Raw genomic sequence first — 18,854 nt, 5'->3', positions numbered from 1 at the left:
AATAGATGATACCTAAAATTATACATTACTGTTGGTTTGGAGGAGCTGATCATTCAGATATTCAAAAAATGTGTATAGATTCGTGGAGGAAACATTTACCAGATTATGAAATTATTTTATGGAATGAAAGTAATTCTGATATGGCACATCCTTTTGTTAAGTTTGCTTATGAAAGTAAAAAGTATGCATTTGTAGCAGATTATGTTAGACTAAAAGCAGTGCGTGATTATGGAGGAATTTATTTAGATACAGATATGTTTGTTTTAAAAACATTTGACGATCTATTAAATGACTCTTTTTTTATAGGCGCAGAAGATAAAAAATTAATAAGTGCAGGAATTTTTGGTGGCGAAAAAGATTCAGAATACATAAAAGAGTGCTTAAAGTATTATGAAAATCTTAATCCTCAGAATTGGCAATTAAAATTGGCTATACCAAGAGTTTTGACTAGATCATTTGAAACTTATAGCGGTAAAAAACTTCATGTTTTTGATAATATAATATGCGAAAGGGATGTAAAGGTTTACACGCCAGATTTTTTTTATCCACTACCTTTTGATGTAAACAAACCTTTCCAAAAAGATTTTTTGAAATACGCAACCTCAAATACTATTGCAATTCATTTGTGGGAAGGATCTTGGATCGATTTTGATTTTTTTCAATTAATTAGGCGAAGAGATTATTTTCTTGCAATAAAAAAAATAGATTTAAAAAAAAGACCGACTTATAATTTTTTTAAAAAAACATTAAAAACATTAATCTACTCTTGCAAAACTAAATGATTTCCATTGTCATAAGAAACAAAAATGAAGCTCAAGCCTTAGAATCTATTTTAAGTATTTTAAGGAAAGTATATATTGAAGATATTGATGAAATTATTGTTGTAGACAATAATTCAACTGATAGAAGTGTTCAAGTTGCTGAAAAGTATAATTGTAAGATTGTAACTATTGAAAATTTCACATACGGAAAAGCAATTAATTTAGGGATAGAAAATGCGAGAAACAACTTGATTTTATTGTTAAGTTCCCATGCTGTCCCTGTAGGCAATTCTTTTTTTAAAAACTCAGTAATAGAGTTTAATGAAAATCCAAACTTGGCAGGTATGCGATATATTAATTCTTATTCAAACTATATTCGGGCAAACAATAATAATTTTTTTGTAAATGATGGATTAACTTTCGGACTTATGGCAGGTTGTGCAATGGTAAATAAAGAAGTTTGGAGTAAATTCAAGTTTGATGAAAAACTTGTATTTAGTGAGGATAAAGAATGGTCAGATCGCGTTATGAAATCCGGTTTTTTAATTAAAGATTTTAATGAAACTTTCTTTTATCATATTAAACGTGACGAAAAAGGTAGTTTAAATCGATGGAAAAATGAAACAACAGCCTATTATCAAATACATAAATTAAAGTACCCTTCTTATGTTAAAATTATCGGTTCATTTATAAAAAATATCTTTAACATCTTAATAAAAGAAAGTTTTAAAAAGATTTCCCGTGAAATTAAATTACTTATTTTAAAAATAAAAGTGAAAAGATCTTTATAAACCAAAAGATTATTCTGAAAAATAAAGTTTCTGATATGAAGTTAGATCAAGTTTTAAAAAACTATAAATGATATCGATAGTTCTAACCAATCGTAATCGGGATCTAAGTATTGTGAAAAAATGCTTGGATTCTTTAGCGCAACAATCGCGAAATGATTTCGAATTGTTTTTTATGGATTATGGCTCTAATAGAGAATACCTTTTAAATTTAGAACAATTAATTTTAAAATATCCTAAAATACAATTTGTTTCTTGCCCAGTTTCATATCAATTATGGAACAAAGCTAGAGCGATCAATATCGCTTTAAAGAAATGTAAAACAGAATTTTTCTTTGTCGCTGATATTGATATGATTTTTCATAATGACTTTGTGAAAAGACTTTATCAGCTTAAAAATGAAAACGTTATAACTTATTTTCAAGTTGGCTTTTTAAGCCAAGAAGAAACTAAACAGAATAAGGATTTTGACAATTCTAATATTGAATTTGTTTCAGGAATTGAAGCGACTGGAATGACATTGTATCCAACTAGTTTACTAAAGGAAATTAATGGTTACGATGAATTTTATCATGGTTGGGGAGCCGAAGATACTGATACGCATATTCGACTACGTAATTTGGGTATTGAGGTGGTTTTCTTTAACAAAGAGACTCTTTTGAAGCATCAATGGCATCCCAAATATTATAGAACCAACCAAAGCAAAGATCCTTATCATTTTAATTTAGAAAAAATTAACCACTCTTATATTCATTTTACTGATGAAATAAAAGTAATAAAAGCAAATATAAATAATGAGTGGGGAGTTATGCCAGTAGAAGATTTCTATTTAAAATTGTCAAATGCACCAGATTATACCATTGAAATTGATTCTGAAAAAATAAAGCTCAATGCGCTATTGTCTCAGTTTCCTAATTTTACTCATAAAGTGATTTGGATAAAAATTAAAGATGTATCATTTAAAAGTAAAATAGTGGAATTGACAAAGAAGACTTTGAGAAAAAAATATAAGACTTTTTGGACAATGAAAGCAATTAATGATATGATTTTGTTGGAGATCATTAAAGACTATAAAAATAATCCTTACGAATACATTTTTGATCAAAATCAGAATACAATAAACTTAAAAATTTACTTTCCATAATGAAAATTTTAATGGTTTCCATTCCATCTCTGCATTTTTTTAGATGGGTAAATCAACTTCAAGATTCGGGTCATGAAGTATATTGGTTTGACATAACAGGAATGGGAGGAAAAAATAAAAAATTAAGTTGGATTGATCAAAAGTCAAATTGGAAAGTTAGATGGGATTTTCCTGGGAGGATACAGCTAAAAAGTAAGTTTCCATTAATTTACAGGCAGATTCAAAGAATAAATGAAAAAGAAACGGCAAAAAAATTTGAAGAATATTTATTACAAATACAACCAGATGTAGTACATAGTTTTGCTTTATATTTATCGTGTGCGCCTATTATTTCGATAATGGAAAAATACAATAGTCAAAAATGGATATATTCTTCTTGGGGCAGTGATTTGTTTTATTTTCAAAATGAACCTAATTATTTAAAAGACATTAAAAGAATATTGCCGAGAGTTAATTTTCTTTTTACAGATTGTTATAGGGATTTTCAAATCGCACAAAGACACGGTTTTAATGGTAAGCTTTTAGGGGTGTTCCCTGGACCAGGTGGAATTGATCTCGAAGAGATAGAGAAATTTAAAATGCCTAAATATGAAAGAAATACAATTCTCATTAAGGGTTTTCAAGGAAGATCGGGAAGAGTCATTCCAGTACTTAAAGCATTAGAAAAGTTAGAAAATAAACTTAAGAATTTTAAAATAATCGTTTTTGGATCAGATATTGAAACATTTGATTATTTGAATAAATCTCCCTTGAAAAAATGGAATAACTTTAAAGCGATTGGTAAAATAAATCACGAAGAGGTTTTTAAATTAATGGGGGAATCCTTATTATATATTGGTAACAGTAATTCTGATGGAATGCCAAACACATTATTGGAAGCAATTTCTATGGAGGTTTATCCTATTCAATCAAATCCAGGAAAGGCAACTCAAGAAATCATACAAAATGAAATGCAAGGTCTTTTAATAGAAAATTGCGAAGATATTGATGAGATCAAAACAAAAGTAGAAGATGGAATTTTATTTGTATCAAAAAACAATTATAACCCTAAAGAACTTTTGAAAGGATTAGAATATCATTACGTAAAAAATAAGGTTTTGGAGCAATATAATAGCATTATATTTCCTTAAAAATGAGCAAATTTTTTTGCATTTAAATATTTCGAACTATAATGAATGAAAATATTAAATCTCAAGAAGAGATTAAAAAAATAATTATTGACATTGAACAGAAATGGCCTGTCGATAGATGGATAGTAAATGGAATACACATTTGGCCACTTGTTCGGATTAAAATTTATACACACTATTTAAGTAAATTGCTTTCTGTTGCAAATGGAAATAATTCTAATAATGTTGCATCAGCTAAAAAAAATGCATGGACAGAAAAAATTAAAAAGAGTTATAGTATAATTTCGTTTCTTTATTTTTTAATGTTTTTTTTCTTGCGATTAAAAAAGAAAAAAATTGTTTTTTTTGGTGCTCACTTTCACCGTGTTCTTCAAAACGGAGTATATTTTAATCGTTTTTATGACTCAATGATAGAAGCGCATAATTTGAAAGAAGATGTGTATGTAATAGAATATAGAAAAGTAAATCCTTTAAATTTTAATCAGCAGGCAATTATTGATCTAGAAAAATACCTAGGAGCGTACAGATTGATTATAAAAATGCTTAACAAATTTAAAAGCAAAGAAAATGTTTATGCTCTAGAAGGGTATAAAGAGTTTTATGATTATTTAGATTTGAAAATGCTTGGAATTGAACTTGAGAGTTTAATAAACTGGAGTTTGAAGATTAATTCTTTAAAAAGATTTTTTAATATTTTGTTTAAAAAGATCGAACCTCAAAAAATTGTGTTTTTAGGTTATTATGGTTTGGATGATTTAACAGCTGCAGTTGTTTCTGCAAACGAGATGCAAATTAAAACTGTAGATTTACAGCATGGCACCCAAATAAATAACATGGCTTTTAATTCGTGGACAAAGTTTCCTGAAAGTGGATTTAATACCGTTGTAAAAGAATTCTGGACTTGGGATGAAGAATCAAAAAAAGCTATAGACTTATGGGCAAGTAAAACTAGCAATACTACAGCAAAAACAATAGGCCAGCCTTACGTCTCTTATTGGTTGAATAAAAGAAAAGAAGACTTTTCGAAACCAAATAAAATTCTTTATACATTACATCTTTCTAAAATTGAGGAAATGTTAGGTTCAGATTTAATTTTTGTAATAAAAAATATAAATTATCAATGGATACTTAGATTGCATCCTCGAAATTCTATTGCTAAAGAAGATTTAGAAAATTTCCTTGAAATTAACAAAATAAAAGACAAAGTAATTATTCAAAGCCCTATTGAAATGCCTTTGCCTAAAGTGTTAAGTGAATCGGTTCTTCATGTAACAAATTATTCAGGCGCATTAATTGAAGCTAGAATGATGAATATACCATCGGTAATTATTAATAAACTTGGATTAGAGATTTATGAGCAATATATAGATAATGAGCTTGTTCATTTTATAGATAATGAATCTTTAGATTTTTGTACCTCTTTTCAAACTTTAATCAGAAAAATAGAAACGAGAAAATCAGTAGATGGTACATATAAAGTGTTTAATCCTTTGCTCAATGATTTTAATATTATTTAAAAATCTTATCCTATTAGACAATCGCATAAATTTTAATCGCTTAATTTTGAACATTAAATATTCTATATGAAAAAAACCGCCATAATTCCACTTCGTAAGAACTCAAAAGGAATTCCAGGAAAGAATAAAAAAAAGATGCTCGGACGCCCACTTTTTTCATGGGTTCTGACTGAAGCAATTTTTTCTGAGCTTGATGAGGTATACGTTTTTACAGACGATCAGGAAATTATAGATTATATTAAAAGAGAATATTTTTGGACTTCAAAAGTAAAGACACTTTTAAGAAATGATGAAAATGCTTCTGATACTGCATCAACAGAAAGTGCTATGCTTGAATTTGCAGAGCTTGTAAAGAATGATTTTGACTTGTTATGTTTATTGCAAGCAACTTCTCCAATGACAAAAGCTCAGGATATTAATGCAGCGCTAAATGAAGTTCTTGTTAATAAAAAAGAATCAGCATTAACGGTCGTAAATACACATCGCTTTATCTGGAACGCAGATGGAACTCCAAGTAATTATGATGTTTTTAAAAGACCGAGACGCCAAGATTTTGAAGGATTGCTTATTGAAAACGGAGCAGTATATGTTACTACAAAAGAAGCTTTTTTAAACTCAAAAAACAGAGTAAGCGGTTCAATTGGTTTAGTAAAAATGCCAGAGGAATCTTTGGTAGAAATAGATAGTTTGTCAGATTGGGATATTCTGGAAAAACTGTTAGGAGATCGTCAGAAGAAAAAGAAAGTGCATCAACGTATAGATTATTTAGTTTTAGATGTAGATGGCGTTTTCACCGATGGATGTGTTTATTATGATGAGGATGGAGAAATGGCTAAAAAATTTGATATGCGTGACGGGATGGGATTGGAAATTTTAAGGCAAAATAACGTTGAAGTGATCGTAATGACCTCAGAAAATTCTGAATTAGTTGCGCAGAGAATGAAGAAATTGCAGATTAAACACACTTTTTTAGGAGTAAAAGATAAATTTTCCTTTTTAACACATTTTCTTTCAGAGAGAAATAGTAGTTTTGGCGCCGTTTCGTATGTGGGCGATGACGTAAATGATTTAGCTAATATTTGCAGTGTTGGTTGGTCATTTACTCCTGCAGATGCGACAGATATTGTTAAGGCAAATACAGATTATGTTTTAACTCATAAATCAGGAGCCGGAGCAATACGAGAAACTTGTGAAATTTTATTAAAGTACAATAAACGTTATGAAGGAATTTAAAAAACCTTACGTGATTGCCGAAATTGGATGCAATCATAAAGGTGAAATGGAAATAGCAAAAGAATTAATTAAGATTGCAAAAATCTTCGGAAACGCAGATGCAGTAAAATTCCAAAAACGTAATAATAAAGAGCTTCTTACAGAAGAGCAATATAATGCGCCACACCCAAATTTTTCTAATTCATATGGAGAGACTTATGGTGCGCACAGAGAGTTTTTAGAATTCAATGTTGAACAGCATAAAGAACTAAAAGCGTATTGCGATGAAATCGGAATTACTTATTCAACATCTGTTTGGGATACGACTTCAGCAAAAGAGATTGCGTCCTTAAATCCAGATTTTATTAAAATTCCTTCTGCTTGTAATAATAACTTCGAAATGCTAGAATGGCTTAGCGAAAATTATTCAGGAGAAATTCATATTTCGACAGGAATGACAACTAAAGATGAAACAGATACTCTGGTTGATTTTTTCACTAAAAAAGGGAGAAACCAAGATTTAGTTTTATATAACTGTACATCTGGTTATCCAGTTCCTTTTGAAGATGTTTGTCTTTTGGATATTAATATTTTAAGACAAAAATACGGTCACTTGGTAAAACACATCGGTTTTTCAGGACATCACTTAGGAATTGCTGTAGATATGGCTGCTTATACTTTAGGAGCTAATATTATTGAAAGGCATTACACTATTGACAGAACTTGGAAAGGTACCGATCATGCGGCTTCTTTAGAGCCTATGGGTTTACGTAAACTTACAAGAGATTTAAATGCAGTTTATCAAGCTTTAACTTTTAAATCTGCTGATATTTTGCCAATCGAACAAGTTCAAAGAGATAAACTAAAAAATAAAAAGGTTTAAATTATATGTTTTTCTCAAACACAATTAGACTTTTTTGGTGGAATGAAAAGATCATTCAAGGAAAAAATAACGAAAATTATGGGGATCTTCTCGGGAAATATCTTGTAGAGAAAATATCTTCGAAAAAAGTGGTTTTTGCTTGGCCAAAAAAGTTTTCCATTTTAGATTGGTTTGCTCCAATTTATGTCACTGCGGGAAGTATTTTAGCAAATGTAAATTATAAATGTATTGTTTGGGGGAGTGGAATAATTGACCAAAAAAGTAAAGTAAATAATGCAGTTTTTCTTGCCGTTCGCGGGCCACAGACTAGAAAATATCTTTTAGATCTTTCTTTTGAAGTTCCAGAAGTTTATGGAGACCCTGCATTATTATTACCAAGGTATTTTAATCCAAAAATTGATAAAAAATACAAGTATGGTTTTGTACCTCATTATAATGATTTCAAGCTAGTTCAAGATTGGTTTAAAGATAATCCAGAAGTACTTTTAATTGATATGATGACCAATGATATTGAAACAAAAACGGTAGAGTTTCTTCAATGCGAAAAAATTATTTCATCTTCACTTCACGGAGTTATTATTGCTCATACGTATAATATTCCAGCAGTTTGGCAGAAGTTTTCAGATAAGGTATTTGGGGATGATGTAAAGTATCAAGATTATTTTGAATCTGTTGAAATGCCATTTTTTAAACCAGAAATTAGGCTTGAAAAATACTCTAGTTCAGAACTAGAAAACCTTTTTGGAGAACTTCCAAATCTTCCAGAAAGAAAGATTATAGATCAATTATGCGACGGATTATTGAATGTCTGTCCCTTCAAATAAAAGCTTATTAGCTAGAATATTTTAGACTTTTGTTTTCAATGAAAAAAAACATATTTATCTTTTTACCTGACGGAGTTGGACTTCGAAATTTTGCCTTAACCTCTTTTAAAGAAATTGGAAAAAAAAATAATTTTGATATTACATATTGGAATAATACGCCATTTTCTATTACTGAGAAATTAGGTTTTAAAGAATTAAAGATTCAGGAAAAATCAGTGCATCCATTAACTATAGTTTATAGTCGTGCGCGTAAAAGAATGGAGCTAAATTTTTTTGATAAGAAGTTTAATGAAGAAGTTTACAACACTTATAATTTTCCGCAATCTTATAAAGGGATAAATAATGCTGTAAAAAGTATAATGGTTGATGTTCTAACGACTTTTGGTTCTAACGATAAAGGTATAAAGTTTGTCCGTGAGCAGATAAAAAAAGGAGAACGTACAACAAGTAAATACAAGGAAAGCAAAAAACAGTTGGAAGAACACAAACCTGATTTCGTTTTCTGCACCAATCAGCGCCCAACTCAAGCGATTGCTTCTATTTTGGCTGCACAGGATTTAGGAATTCCAACAGGGACTTTTATTTTTTCGTGGGATAATCTTCCGAAAGCAACAACCTTAGTAGAAACAGATTACTATTTTGTGTGGAGTGACCACATGAAAAAAGAGGTTTTAATGTACTGTCCGTATGTAAAAGAGGAACAGATTTTTGTTACTGGAACCCCTCAATTTGAAAGCCATTTTGATAAAACTCTTTTACAATCAAAAGAAGAGTTTTTTGCAACACATAATCTAGATCTTAACACAAAATACATTTGTTATTCTGGAGATGATATCGTGACTTCTCCTTTAGATCAATATTATTTAGAAGATTTAGCATTATCGGTAAGAGAGTTAAACCAAAACGGATATTCTTTAGGAATCATTTATAGAAAATGCCCTGTAGATTTTACTGATCGTTACGATGAGGTTTTAAATAAATACAAGGATGTAATTGTGAACATAGATCCATTATGGAGTCCTGTTGGGCAAAGCTGGAATGAAATTATGCCAACAAAAGAAGATTTTGCATTACAGACAAATATTTGTGAATACACAGAATTTGTAGGTAACATTGCTTCTTCTATGGTCTTTGACTTTTCTGCTCATGATAAATCTTGTCTGTTTTTTGATTACGAACAACCACAATTAAAAAAAGGAATTCGTGATATTGGACAAAATTATAAATACATCCATTTTAGATCGAAACCTTCTGAAGAGGCCGCTTTGTGGGTAAGAAACAAAAAGGATTTAACAGCTATTGTTAAAGACATTATTGACGGAAAAACTTCAAGTGTAAAAGAGAGTAAAAAATGGTTCGAGATTATTGTTGGGCCAAATCCTACTAAAGCATCTGAAAAAATCTGGGAAAGTATAAATAGTCTTTTAAAGAAATAATTATTTATGTTTTTTAACTCTTTGGCATTTGCCATCTTTTTGCCAATTGTTTTTTTTCTGTATTGGTTTGTTTTTAATAAAACCAAGAGCACACAAAATGCTTTATTAATTCTAGCAAGTTATTATTTCTATTCTTGTTGGGATTGGAGATTTTTATTTCTGTTAGTTTTCTCAACATTTCTAGATTATTTTACAGGAATTCAAATCGAAAAAAGTAACTCCGAAAAAGGAAGAAAGTTTTGGTTCTGGCTTAGTATTTCAGTCAACTTAGGCTTTTTAGGAATTTTTAAATACTATAATTTCTTTGCATCTTCATTTGCAGAAATGTTCACTTCTTTTGGATTCAAAGTAAGCCCATTTTTGCTAAATGTGATTCTTCCAGTTGGGATTTCATTCTATACTTTCCATGGATTATCTTATGTAATTGATATTTATTATAAAAGAATAAAAGCCGAATATAACTTTATTGATTATTCTCTGTTTGTGAGCTATTTTCCACTTTTAGTTGCAGGACCAATAGAAAGAGCGACACATTTACTGCCAGAACTAAAAGAAAAACGCGAATTTAATCTTGAAAAAGCAAAAGAGGGAGTTTATCAAATTGTTTGGGGATTGGTAAAAAAAGTAGTGATTGCAGATACTTGTGCAGTATATGCTAATGCTATTTTTGATCATTACCCTTCAATGAATTCTTTTTCATTAATTATGGGGGCAATTTATTTTGCTTTTCAGATTTATGGCGATTTTTCAGGTTATTCAGATATTGCGCTTGGAGTATCTAAATTATTTGGTTTAGATTTATTACGAAATTTCAATTACCCATATTTTTCAAGAGATATAGCCGAGTTTTGGCGTCGCTGGCATATTTCGCTTTCATCTTGGTTTAGAGATTATTTATATATTCCTCTCGGTGGAAGCAAAGGAGGACTTTGGATAAAAATCCGAAATACCTTCATCATTTTTATCGTTAGTGGGTTTTGGCATGGTGCCAACTGGACATACATTGTTTGGGGATTCATAAATGCTGTTTATTTTCTTCCGTTATTACTTTCAAATAGTAATAGAAATAATATGGATTCCATAATTCTAAAATGGAATCTAGATTCTGTAAAAGTATTATTTAGTATTCTAACCACATTTTTATTGACCTGTATTGCTTGGGTGTTTTTTAGAGCAAGAACTATTACAGATGCTATTTTATATTTAAAAAGAATATTTACTAATGGCGAGTTTAGCCCTCAGTATTTAGATAATGAACGATATAATTATGAATTATTATTGATGATTAGTCTGTTTGTTTTAGTAGAATGGAATAATAAAACTAAAGTAGAACCAATTTCAGGAAAAAAAAGTTGGTTGAAAATGGCACTGGCAATTATGGCAATTATTGCTTTCGGAACTTATTCTGATTATAAAGAATTTATTTATTTCCAGTTTTAATGAAGAAGTTTTTATTATACATATTAGGAGTTTTTCTTTTAACAGTTTTGATAGCGGTTCTCTTGGACGGATTGTATACTTATTCTTTTATACAGTCCAAAAACCGTGGAAAAATAGAAACTGTTTTCAATTCTACAGCAAAGAAGTATGATGTGGTTATTTTAGGTTCTTCAAGAGCTAATAACCATTTTGTTTCTCAAATGTTTGAAGATAAAGGATTAAAAACGTTTAATTACGGAATGAGTGGCGGACATTTATTTGAAGCATCTTTAATGTTGAAATTGATGATAGAAAGAAAATATGAAATCAAAAATATAATTCTCGAAGCAGATTTAAATCTTTCAAATGACCAAGAATCCGAAGGAGTTGCAACAAAATTTCTGCCGTATATTCATTGCTCAAAAGTTATAAAAGATCATTTTTCGACAGAAGAAAACTTTAACGAATTGTATTATATTCCTTTTTATAGATATGTAAAGTTTGATTCTAAAATTGGTTTTAGAGAAATTTACAAAATAGCAGTAAATGAAAAAACAAATGCTTTGGATAACTTAGGATATTATCCATTGGAAAAACACAAAAATGGCAATATGAAAAACAATATTGTCAATCTAAATCCTTTGCCACGCAATAAATATTATGAAGAGATAAAAAATATTTGTAAAAAGAACAACATCAATTTTATTGCTGTTATGACTCCAATGTGTGAAAATGTAGTTGGAATGAATTATTTTGACAAAGTAAAAAAAGCATATCCAGAAATTCACAATTATGAAAATACAGTTATAGAAAATAAATATTTTTCGTCTTGCGGACATATGACAGATGAAGGAGCTAAAAGGTTTACAGCAAAAATTTTAAGTGATTTTTTCAGTTTATGAATGTAATTAAGTTAGAAAAGTTAGATTATATTGATGTTATTAGAGGAATAGCTATTTTAATGGTTGTAGTTACTCATACTGCTCAGCAAGGATTGGTTAAATTGCCTCATCTGTTATCTGTATCTCTGAGTTTTGGAGCAAGAGGTGTACAGCTTTTCTTTATTGCTAGTGCTTTTACTTTGTTTCGATCTTATAAGAAAAGAAATAAAATTGAAAAAAATCCAGTTAAAAACTTCTTCATCAGACGATTTTTTAGAATTGCTCCAATTTATTATTTAGGCATTATATATTATATATTTAGGATAATGTACAATCTTCCTTATTGGCAGGCAAGTCAACCTCATATTACTATTGGCAATGTGATTTCTAACTTTTTTTATTGTCATGGTTTAAGTCCTTATTGGATTAATAGTCTTGTTCCAGGTGGATGGTCCATAACAGTCGAAATGTTTTTTTATATTTTGTTTCCTTTCTTGTTTAAAAGAATAGAAAACATCAATTCTGTGTTTATATTTTTAAACTTTACTTTATTAGCCAAATTGGTTTTACAGGAGCTTTTCCAGCATGTAAGTTTTATTTCAGATTCCTATTTGTGGAGAGAATTCATTTTTTATTATTTTCCAAGTCAATTACCAATTTTCGCATTAGGTATAATTTTATATTTTCTAATTGAAAATCCTGATAACATAAAATTGGTTAAGATTAAAAATCTTGCCTTTTTTTTCATTTTGCTTCCTTTACAAATTGGATCAAAATTCGATTTTCTATATTTAAATCATATAATCTTCGGTATAATCTTCGTAGTTTTTGCTCTTCTTTTGAGTAAAGGAAAACTTAATTTTTTATCTAAATCATTTATACGATATATTGGTAAAATAAGTTTTAGTATTTACATAATACATTTTATAGTTATAGCATGGTTAGCTAAGTTTCATTTAATTGATTTCTGCAATAACGGCTTAATTAATTTACTCTTACGATTTATATTAATCTTGTTTTTTTCAGTTCTTATTTCAACTTTAACTTATCGTTTAATTGAAATCCCGTTTCAGAATTTGGCTAAAAGAATTATTCTAAAGACAGAAAATGATAATTAAAATAAAAAACTGTTTTTTCAAAAACAATTAAATATGCATATAGCTTTTTTAACGCCTGAATTTCCTCATCCTCAAGTTGCTTATGCAGCTGGAATAGGAACTAGTATAAAAAATCTTACTACAGCATTAGGTAATGAAAATATTAAAGTTACCGTTTTTGTTTATGGTCAGAAAAAACAAGAGATTTTGGAAGAAAATGGGGTTACGATTCATTTAATTCAAAATAAAAATTATAAACTTTTTAGTTGGTTTTTTCATCGAAAATATATTCAGAATTATGTCAATTCAGTTATTAAAAAAGAGAAAGTTGAATTACTAGAAGCTCCTGACTGGACTGGAATTACTGCTTTTATGAATTTAGATGTGCCTCTAGTAATTCGTTTTCACGGAAGTGATACTTATTTTTGTCATTTGGAAAATAGAAAGCAGAAACGTAAAAATTTTTGGTTTGAAAAATTAGCCATAAATCAAGCAAAAGCTTTTATTTCACCAACGAAATTTACAGGAGAGATTTCAAAAAAACTTTTTAATATAAAAGAAAAAGAAATCATAACCATTCATAACGGTCTGGATCTTGATAATTTTGAAAACCAAACCCCTAAAGAATTCGAAAAAAATCTGATTCTATATATTGGAACTCTGATTAGAAAGAAAGGAGTTTTAGAACTACCTGAAATTTTTAGAAAAGTTCGGAATGATAGTCCTGAAGCGAAATTAGTTTTAATTGGTACAGATTCGTTCGATATAAAAACAGGTTCAAAATCAACATGGGAACTAATGAAAGATTTGTTCACTGAAGAAGACTTGAAGAATGTAAACTATTTGGGCAAAATTCCTTACAATGAAATTCAAACTTATATAAAGAAAGCAAATATATGTGTGTTTCCAACTTTTGCAGAAACCTTAGGAATGGTAACTATAGAATCAATGGCCATGAAAAAAGCGGTTGTAAACAGTAATATTGGTTGGGCACAAGAGATTATTGTAGATGAAGAAAGCGGTTATTTGGTTTATCCTTCAAATCATGATCTTTATTCAAATCGAATTATTCAGTTACTTAAAAACAATTCACTTTGTCAGGAAATTGGAGAAAAAGCTAGAATTAGGGTAGAATCTCAGTTTGATAGCAATAAACTGGTGAAAGAAAATGTAGAATTTTATAAAAAGATAATCAATAAGAAAATCTAATGGTAGTTGTTTGTCATCAAAATAATAAAGTCGTAAAAGTTTACAGGGATGGAAAAGTAATTCCATTTGAAAGATCTTTAAATATCGCTTCGACTTTAATGATATTAGCGAAAAAATTTCCAGTAGATAGATTAATTTGGATCCATATTACTATGGAATCCAACATAAATTGGGAGGCACTAGATTCAATTTTTCATCATGACAAAATCATGGCATCTTTCAATAAAGATAGTGAAGAATATTTTTCTGATGGTATTGGATATATTGATGAATCTATATTTTTAAATGTTAACAAAAATGTTAGTTATCCAACTTGGTTGACTAGTAGTGCCGTTGGAGGAATTAGTTCGAAAGTACTCTTGCAATTTGAAGATAAAATTAAGCTAAAAAAAGACTTTGATTATTTTTTGCATAGTTTAGCAAAAATGGGAGCCATAAAAGGATTATTTTGCTATTCGGAACCAAGGCTCGTTATAGATAAAACGATTTCAGTTCCAAGTGAAAAGGCAAATATTTATACCTTATTTCAGTTTGCAAAACAGCATTATCGTACACGCTGGATATTCATACTTTTTTTTAATCTCTTAATTTTTGAGAAACGATTTCCCTTAGCTGCTTTGTTGTATTCTTTACCATTTAAAAAACGAAATAAGGGAAATATTGATTTGTCTACAATACCTGTTCAATCAAAATTGATCGTTTTAGATTCGAAGACTATCGACGTTGTTATTCCAACAATTGGCAGAAAAACGTATTTATATGATGTTCTTAAAGATCTTTCTCAGCAGACTCATTTGCCTAATAATGTAATTATTGTAGAACAAAACCCAATTCAGGGGAGTATAAGTGAATTAGATTATCTAACTAAAGAAGAATGGCCGTTTGGTATAAAACATATATTTACTCATCAATCAGGAGCTTGTAATGCTCGAAATCTGGCTATGAGTCAAATTTCTAGTGAATGGGTATTTCTAAGTGATGATGACATAAGATGCGACAAAAATTTGATAAAAGATATTTTTTGTAAAATAGAGCAGTATGGAATTTCAGTAGTAACAACTTCTTGTTTGCAAAAACATGAAAAATTAGTTTATAAAGATATTCATCAAACCAGTATTTTTGGTTCGGGATATAGTTTTGTAAAATCAAGCTGTTTAATTAATGTCTCTTTTACAATGGCTTTAGAATTTGGCTATGGAGAAGATTTTGATTTCGGAATGCAATTACGACAAGAAGGATTTGATGTAATCTATTTCCCTGATCCAGCTATTCTACATTTAAAAGCTCCATTTGGAGGATTTAGAATTAAACTTCAGTTTCCTTGGGCAAATGAAAAATATCAGCCAAAACCATCTCCAACAATTATGTATACAAAACAGAAATATTTGAGTCCAAAACAAATTAAGGGTTATAAATTAAGACTGTTTATAAAATCAATCAAAAAAGAATCTCTTTTTAATTGGGTTGAATTTTATACTACATTTAAACAAAGATGGAATGTTAGTTTAGATTGGAGTAAAAAAATATAAGAATGCAAAGTTTTTTATTAAACAAAGGAATTTAAAGAAGTTAACAATTATATGAAGTTAATAAGAAAGCAAATTGCACGCTTTTACAAACATCTCGTTTTACTAAAATATTATTCTAAAAAAATAGATTTTTCTAGTAAACCAAAAAAAACAAAAATTATTATTTGTTTCGACGGTAATTTACCACATGGAGGACTTGTAGATCGATTAAAAGGAATAATATCTTTATATGAAATTTCCAAAATTTTGGATTTTGAGTTTAAAATTTTTTTCACGCACCCATTTGAATTAACAAACTTTTTAGAACCAAACTTAGTTGATTGGATTATAAAAGAAGAAGAACTTAAATATAATGTTTTCACTTCTAAGATTGTCTATTTAATTAATGATTTTACTGCACCTCTTCATATTTTTGAGAGATCAAAAGCAAAAACATTTTTTGTGTATTGCAACGTTGATTATTTAGCGGGATTATACCCTACTAAAAATGAAAGTGAGATAAAAGCTATTTGGAAAAATAATTATAGCAATTTATTTAAAACCTCAAACTATCTGCAGGAGAAGTTAAATGTTCTTAGTTCTGAATCTAGGATAGCATTTCATACTAGATTTACTACGCTTATGGGAGATTTTTCAGATTCAACAAAAAAGATTCTGAGTGAAAAGGAAAAATTTGATTTAACACAAAAAGTTATAAAAGCTATTAATAATAGGACAAGCCAATATCCTGACAAGGTAATATATGTGTTTTCTGATAGTGATTTTTTTTTAAATTATGTTAGAACTAATACTAGTTATAAGACTTTGGCCGGAGTACCAAAACATATAGAAAATAACAATTCTGATCTTGATTATCATTCTAAAACATTTCTTGATTTTTACTATTTAGCAGGTAGTGAGCTTGTATTTTTAGTGGCAATTGATCAAATGTATTACAGTAGTTTTTCAAAATATGCTGCTATAATTGGAGAGGGCGAATTTAAAAGCATAACGAATTAAAATATCTGCTAGAGTATGGTGAAGATATATACAGAACATCTTTTCTTGACAGAAGATAACAGAAAAATAATATTTCCATTATTATTTGATATGGTATACCTGCCAAATAATCACACAAGGTCAAATTTTATTTTTGCAGATTCTCTTTCTGAAGCTGACGTTGCCATTTTTCCTGTAGATATTGTTTCTTTTTTAAGAAAAGATAAGACTAATTTCTTCCATAATTGGATTGAAAAAGTTTCACAAAATAAAATGCCAATTTGGATTTATGCAGGTGGCGATTTTGGATTTGCCCTTAAAAATGAAAATGTTTTAACTTTTAGGTTGGGAGGTTTTAATTCAAAACTGGCTGCTAACACATGTATATTGCCATGTTTTATAAATGATCCATATGATAAAATTTTAAAAAATGATTTTTTTGTACTTCCAAAGAAAGAAAAACCAAATATTGGTTTTGTAGGAAATGCAAATGGATCGTATTTTAAATTTATTAAAGAATTATTACTTTATATCCAAAAGAACGTATCTAATTTAGGCTTAAAATACCCAGAAGATTATCATTCTTTTTATCCAGTAGGAAAAAAAAGGCATCAACTGCTTTATAAAATTCAAAAAGAAAAAAAAATCCAAAGCAATTTTATTTTTAGAGATAGATATAGAGCAAGAAATGAAAATAAAGAAAAAACAACAATTGAGTTTTTTAAAAATATTCAGGATAATTTATATACTTTTTGTCTGCGCGGAAATGGAAATTTTTCTGTTAGATTTTATGAAGCATTGATAATGGGAAGGATTCCAGTTTTAATCGATACAGATGTTAGATTGCCTCTATCTGATAAAATTAATTGGACAAAACATTGTTTAATAGTTTCTGAAGATTCTATTATTCAAGATTTGATTCTTTTTCATACGACTAAAACAGAGATGGAACTTAAGCAAATACAAGAAAATAATAGAAAACTAGTACTAGAAAAACTGAATAGAATAGATTATTTTATTCAGATTGCAAATGAAAAATTTAAAAATAAATGAAGTTCTCTTTAATTATCTGCACTTACATGCGTCCAAAATCATTATTGGAACTTTTACTTTCAATTAAACTTCAGAGTGTTTATCCAAACGAAATTTTGATTGTCGATGGATCATTGGACAAAGAAACAGCTAAAATTCTAAGTGAACATAATTTTAAGAATTTGGAATATTTTTCAGTTTCAGATGAGCATCGTGGGCTTACACGACAAAGAAATTTTGGTATCTCTAAAACTGCTCTTGATTCTGAAATTGTCTGTTTTTTAGATGATGATACAGTTTTAGAATCTAATTATTTTGCGGAAGTTATAAAAACATTTCAATCAAATCATGAAATTATTGGAGTAGGTGGAGTTGCAATTAACGAGAATAAATGGCAACCACAAGAAATCAATGTTTCATACAATAAAAGGAAATACTATTTGTTTGAAAAATATGCCTATAAAGAAGGATTACGAAATGTTGCTCGAAATTATCTGAGACTTAGCTCTAATCTAGGTCCAGGAAAAATGCCCAATTATTCGCATGGAAGAACTTGTGGATTTCCTTTGACGGGAAAAACATACGAAGTTGATTTATTGATAGGAATGTCAATGGCATTTCGGAAAAGTGTTTTGGATAAAATTAAATTTTCAAAATTTTTTGAGGGTTACGGTCTTTACGAAGACGCAGATTTTAGCTTGAGAGCTTTACAGTTTGGAAAAAACATGGTAAATACAAACGCACGATTATCACATTTTCATGCACCGTCTGGGCGACCAAATAAATATAAATATGGTAAAATGGTAGTAAGAAATGGATGGTATGTTTGGCGAGTAAAAAATCCTAATCCGATTTTGAATGATCGTTTGAAATGGAATGCTATCACATTTTTATTGATTTTGATACGATTTACAAATGCGATTAAAGGAAATGAAAAAAAAGACGCTTTTGGAGAAGCAATAGGACGAGTTGTTGGATGCTTTATTTTAATTTTTAATAAACCAAAAAAGTAAA

17 protein-coding genes are annotated in these 18,854 nt (G+C 29.0%); all 17 read left to right on the top strand.

Going from position 1 to position 18,854, the window contains the following annotated elements:
- Positions 1 to 5 precede the first annotated feature (5 nt).
- The 17 genes from V6624_RS01625 (at position 6) to V6624_RS01545 (ending at position 18,853) form a co-directional block, all read left to right on the top strand.
- The gene (locus V6624_RS01625; RefSeq protein ID WP_111285091.1) at positions 6 to 782 is read left to right on the top strand and encodes a glycosyltransferase; all 777 of its coding nucleotides are present in this window, start codon (positions 6 to 8) and stop codon (positions 780 to 782) included.
- The gene (locus V6624_RS01620) at positions 779 to 1,552 is read left to right on the top strand and encodes a glycosyltransferase family 2 protein (RefSeq protein WP_111285092.1); all 774 of its coding nucleotides are present in this window, start codon (positions 779 to 781) and stop codon (positions 1,550 to 1,552) included. The genes V6624_RS01625 and V6624_RS01620 overlap by 4 nt, the downstream gene beginning before the upstream one ends.
- 67 nt (positions 1,553 to 1,619) lie before the next feature.
- A complete protein-coding gene (locus tag V6624_RS01615; protein ID WP_111285093.1) occupies positions 1,620 to 2,693 on the top strand; it encodes a glycosyltransferase family 2 protein in 1,074 nt (357 codons plus the stop codon).
- Complete coding sequence (locus V6624_RS01610) at positions 2,693 to 3,823, top strand: glycosyltransferase (RefSeq protein WP_338840686.1); 1,131 nt, start codon at positions 2,693 to 2,695, stop codon at positions 3,821 to 3,823. Before V6624_RS01615 ends, V6624_RS01610 begins: the two co-directional genes overlap by 1 nt.
- 41 nt (positions 3,824 to 3,864) lie before the next feature.
- The gene (locus V6624_RS01605; RefSeq protein WP_338840684.1) at positions 3,865 to 5,340 is read left to right on the top strand and encodes a hypothetical protein; all 1,476 of its coding nucleotides are present in this window, start codon (positions 3,865 to 3,867) and stop codon (positions 5,338 to 5,340) included.
- A 66-nt stretch (positions 5,341 to 5,406) separates the two neighbouring features.
- Positions 5,407 to 6,573, top strand: coding sequence for an acylneuraminate cytidylyltransferase (locus V6624_RS01600; RefSeq protein ID WP_111285096.1), 1,167 nt, complete (start codon positions 5,407 to 5,409; stop codon positions 6,571 to 6,573).
- Complete coding sequence (locus V6624_RS01595) at positions 6,560 to 7,435, top strand: N-acetylneuraminate synthase family protein (protein ID WP_111285097.1); 876 nt, start codon at positions 6,560 to 6,562, stop codon at positions 7,433 to 7,435. The genes V6624_RS01600 and V6624_RS01595 overlap by 14 nt, the downstream gene beginning before the upstream one ends.
- Before the next feature lie 5 nt (positions 7,436 to 7,440).
- Positions 7,441 to 8,259 (top strand): polysaccharide pyruvyl transferase family protein, encoded by an 819-nt coding sequence (locus V6624_RS01590; RefSeq protein WP_111285098.1) that lies wholly within the window; start codon positions 7,441 to 7,443, stop codon positions 8,257 to 8,259.
- 38 nt (positions 8,260 to 8,297) lie between these two features.
- Positions 8,298 to 9,695 carry a UDP-glycosyltransferase gene (locus V6624_RS01585; protein ID WP_111285099.1) on the top strand — a complete coding sequence of 466 codons (1,398 nt, stop codon included), beginning with the start codon at positions 8,298 to 8,300 and terminating at the stop codon, positions 9,693 to 9,695.
- A gap of 6 nt (positions 9,696 to 9,701) precedes the next feature.
- Positions 9,702 to 11,135 carry an MBOAT family O-acyltransferase gene (locus V6624_RS01580; RefSeq protein WP_111285100.1) on the top strand — a complete coding sequence of 478 codons (1,434 nt, stop codon included), beginning with the start codon at positions 9,702 to 9,704 and terminating at the stop codon, positions 11,133 to 11,135.
- Complete coding sequence (locus V6624_RS01575) at positions 11,135 to 12,016, top strand: hypothetical protein (protein ID WP_111285101.1); 882 nt, start codon at positions 11,135 to 11,137, stop codon at positions 12,014 to 12,016. The genes V6624_RS01580 and V6624_RS01575 overlap by 1 nt, the downstream gene beginning before the upstream one ends.
- A complete protein-coding gene (locus tag V6624_RS01570) occupies positions 12,013 to 13,113 on the top strand; it encodes an acyltransferase family protein (RefSeq protein ID WP_111285102.1) in 1,101 nt (366 codons plus the stop codon). Before V6624_RS01575 ends, V6624_RS01570 begins: the two co-directional genes overlap by 4 nt.
- A gap of 33 nt (positions 13,114 to 13,146) precedes the next feature.
- The gene (locus V6624_RS01565; protein ID WP_111285103.1) at positions 13,147 to 14,301 is read left to right on the top strand and encodes a glycosyltransferase family 4 protein; all 1,155 of its coding nucleotides are present in this window, start codon (positions 13,147 to 13,149) and stop codon (positions 14,299 to 14,301) included.
- Positions 14,302 to 14,399: 98 nt separating this feature from the next.
- Entirely contained in the window at positions 14,400 to 15,830 is a 1,431-nt protein-coding gene (locus V6624_RS01560) for a glycosyltransferase family 2 protein (protein ID WP_239455611.1), read from the top strand.
- Positions 15,831 to 15,881: 51 nt separating this feature from the next.
- Entirely contained in the window at positions 15,882 to 16,829 is a 948-nt protein-coding gene (locus tag V6624_RS01555; protein ID WP_111285105.1) for a hypothetical protein, read from the top strand.
- A gap of 45 nt (positions 16,830 to 16,874) precedes the next feature.
- Positions 16,875 to 17,861 carry an exostosin domain-containing protein gene (locus V6624_RS01550; protein ID WP_162614933.1) on the top strand — a complete coding sequence of 329 codons (987 nt, stop codon included), beginning with the start codon at positions 16,875 to 16,877 and terminating at the stop codon, positions 17,859 to 17,861.
- Positions 17,858 to 18,853: a glycosyltransferase family 2 protein gene (locus V6624_RS01545; RefSeq protein ID WP_111285108.1), complete on the top strand. Its 996-nt coding sequence runs from the start codon at positions 17,858 to 17,860 to the stop codon at positions 18,851 to 18,853. Before V6624_RS01550 ends, V6624_RS01545 begins: the two co-directional genes overlap by 4 nt.
- Position 18,854 lies beyond the last annotated feature (1 nt).

Origin of the sequence: Flavobacterium ginsenosidimutans, assembly GCF_037478105.1 — a bacterium.
GTDB lineage: Bacteria > Bacteroidota > Bacteroidia > Flavobacteriales > Flavobacteriaceae > Flavobacterium > Flavobacterium ginsenosidimutans.
The sequence above is the reverse complement of the archived record's forward strand: the minus strand, read 5'-3'. Positions and strand labels throughout refer to the sequence as shown.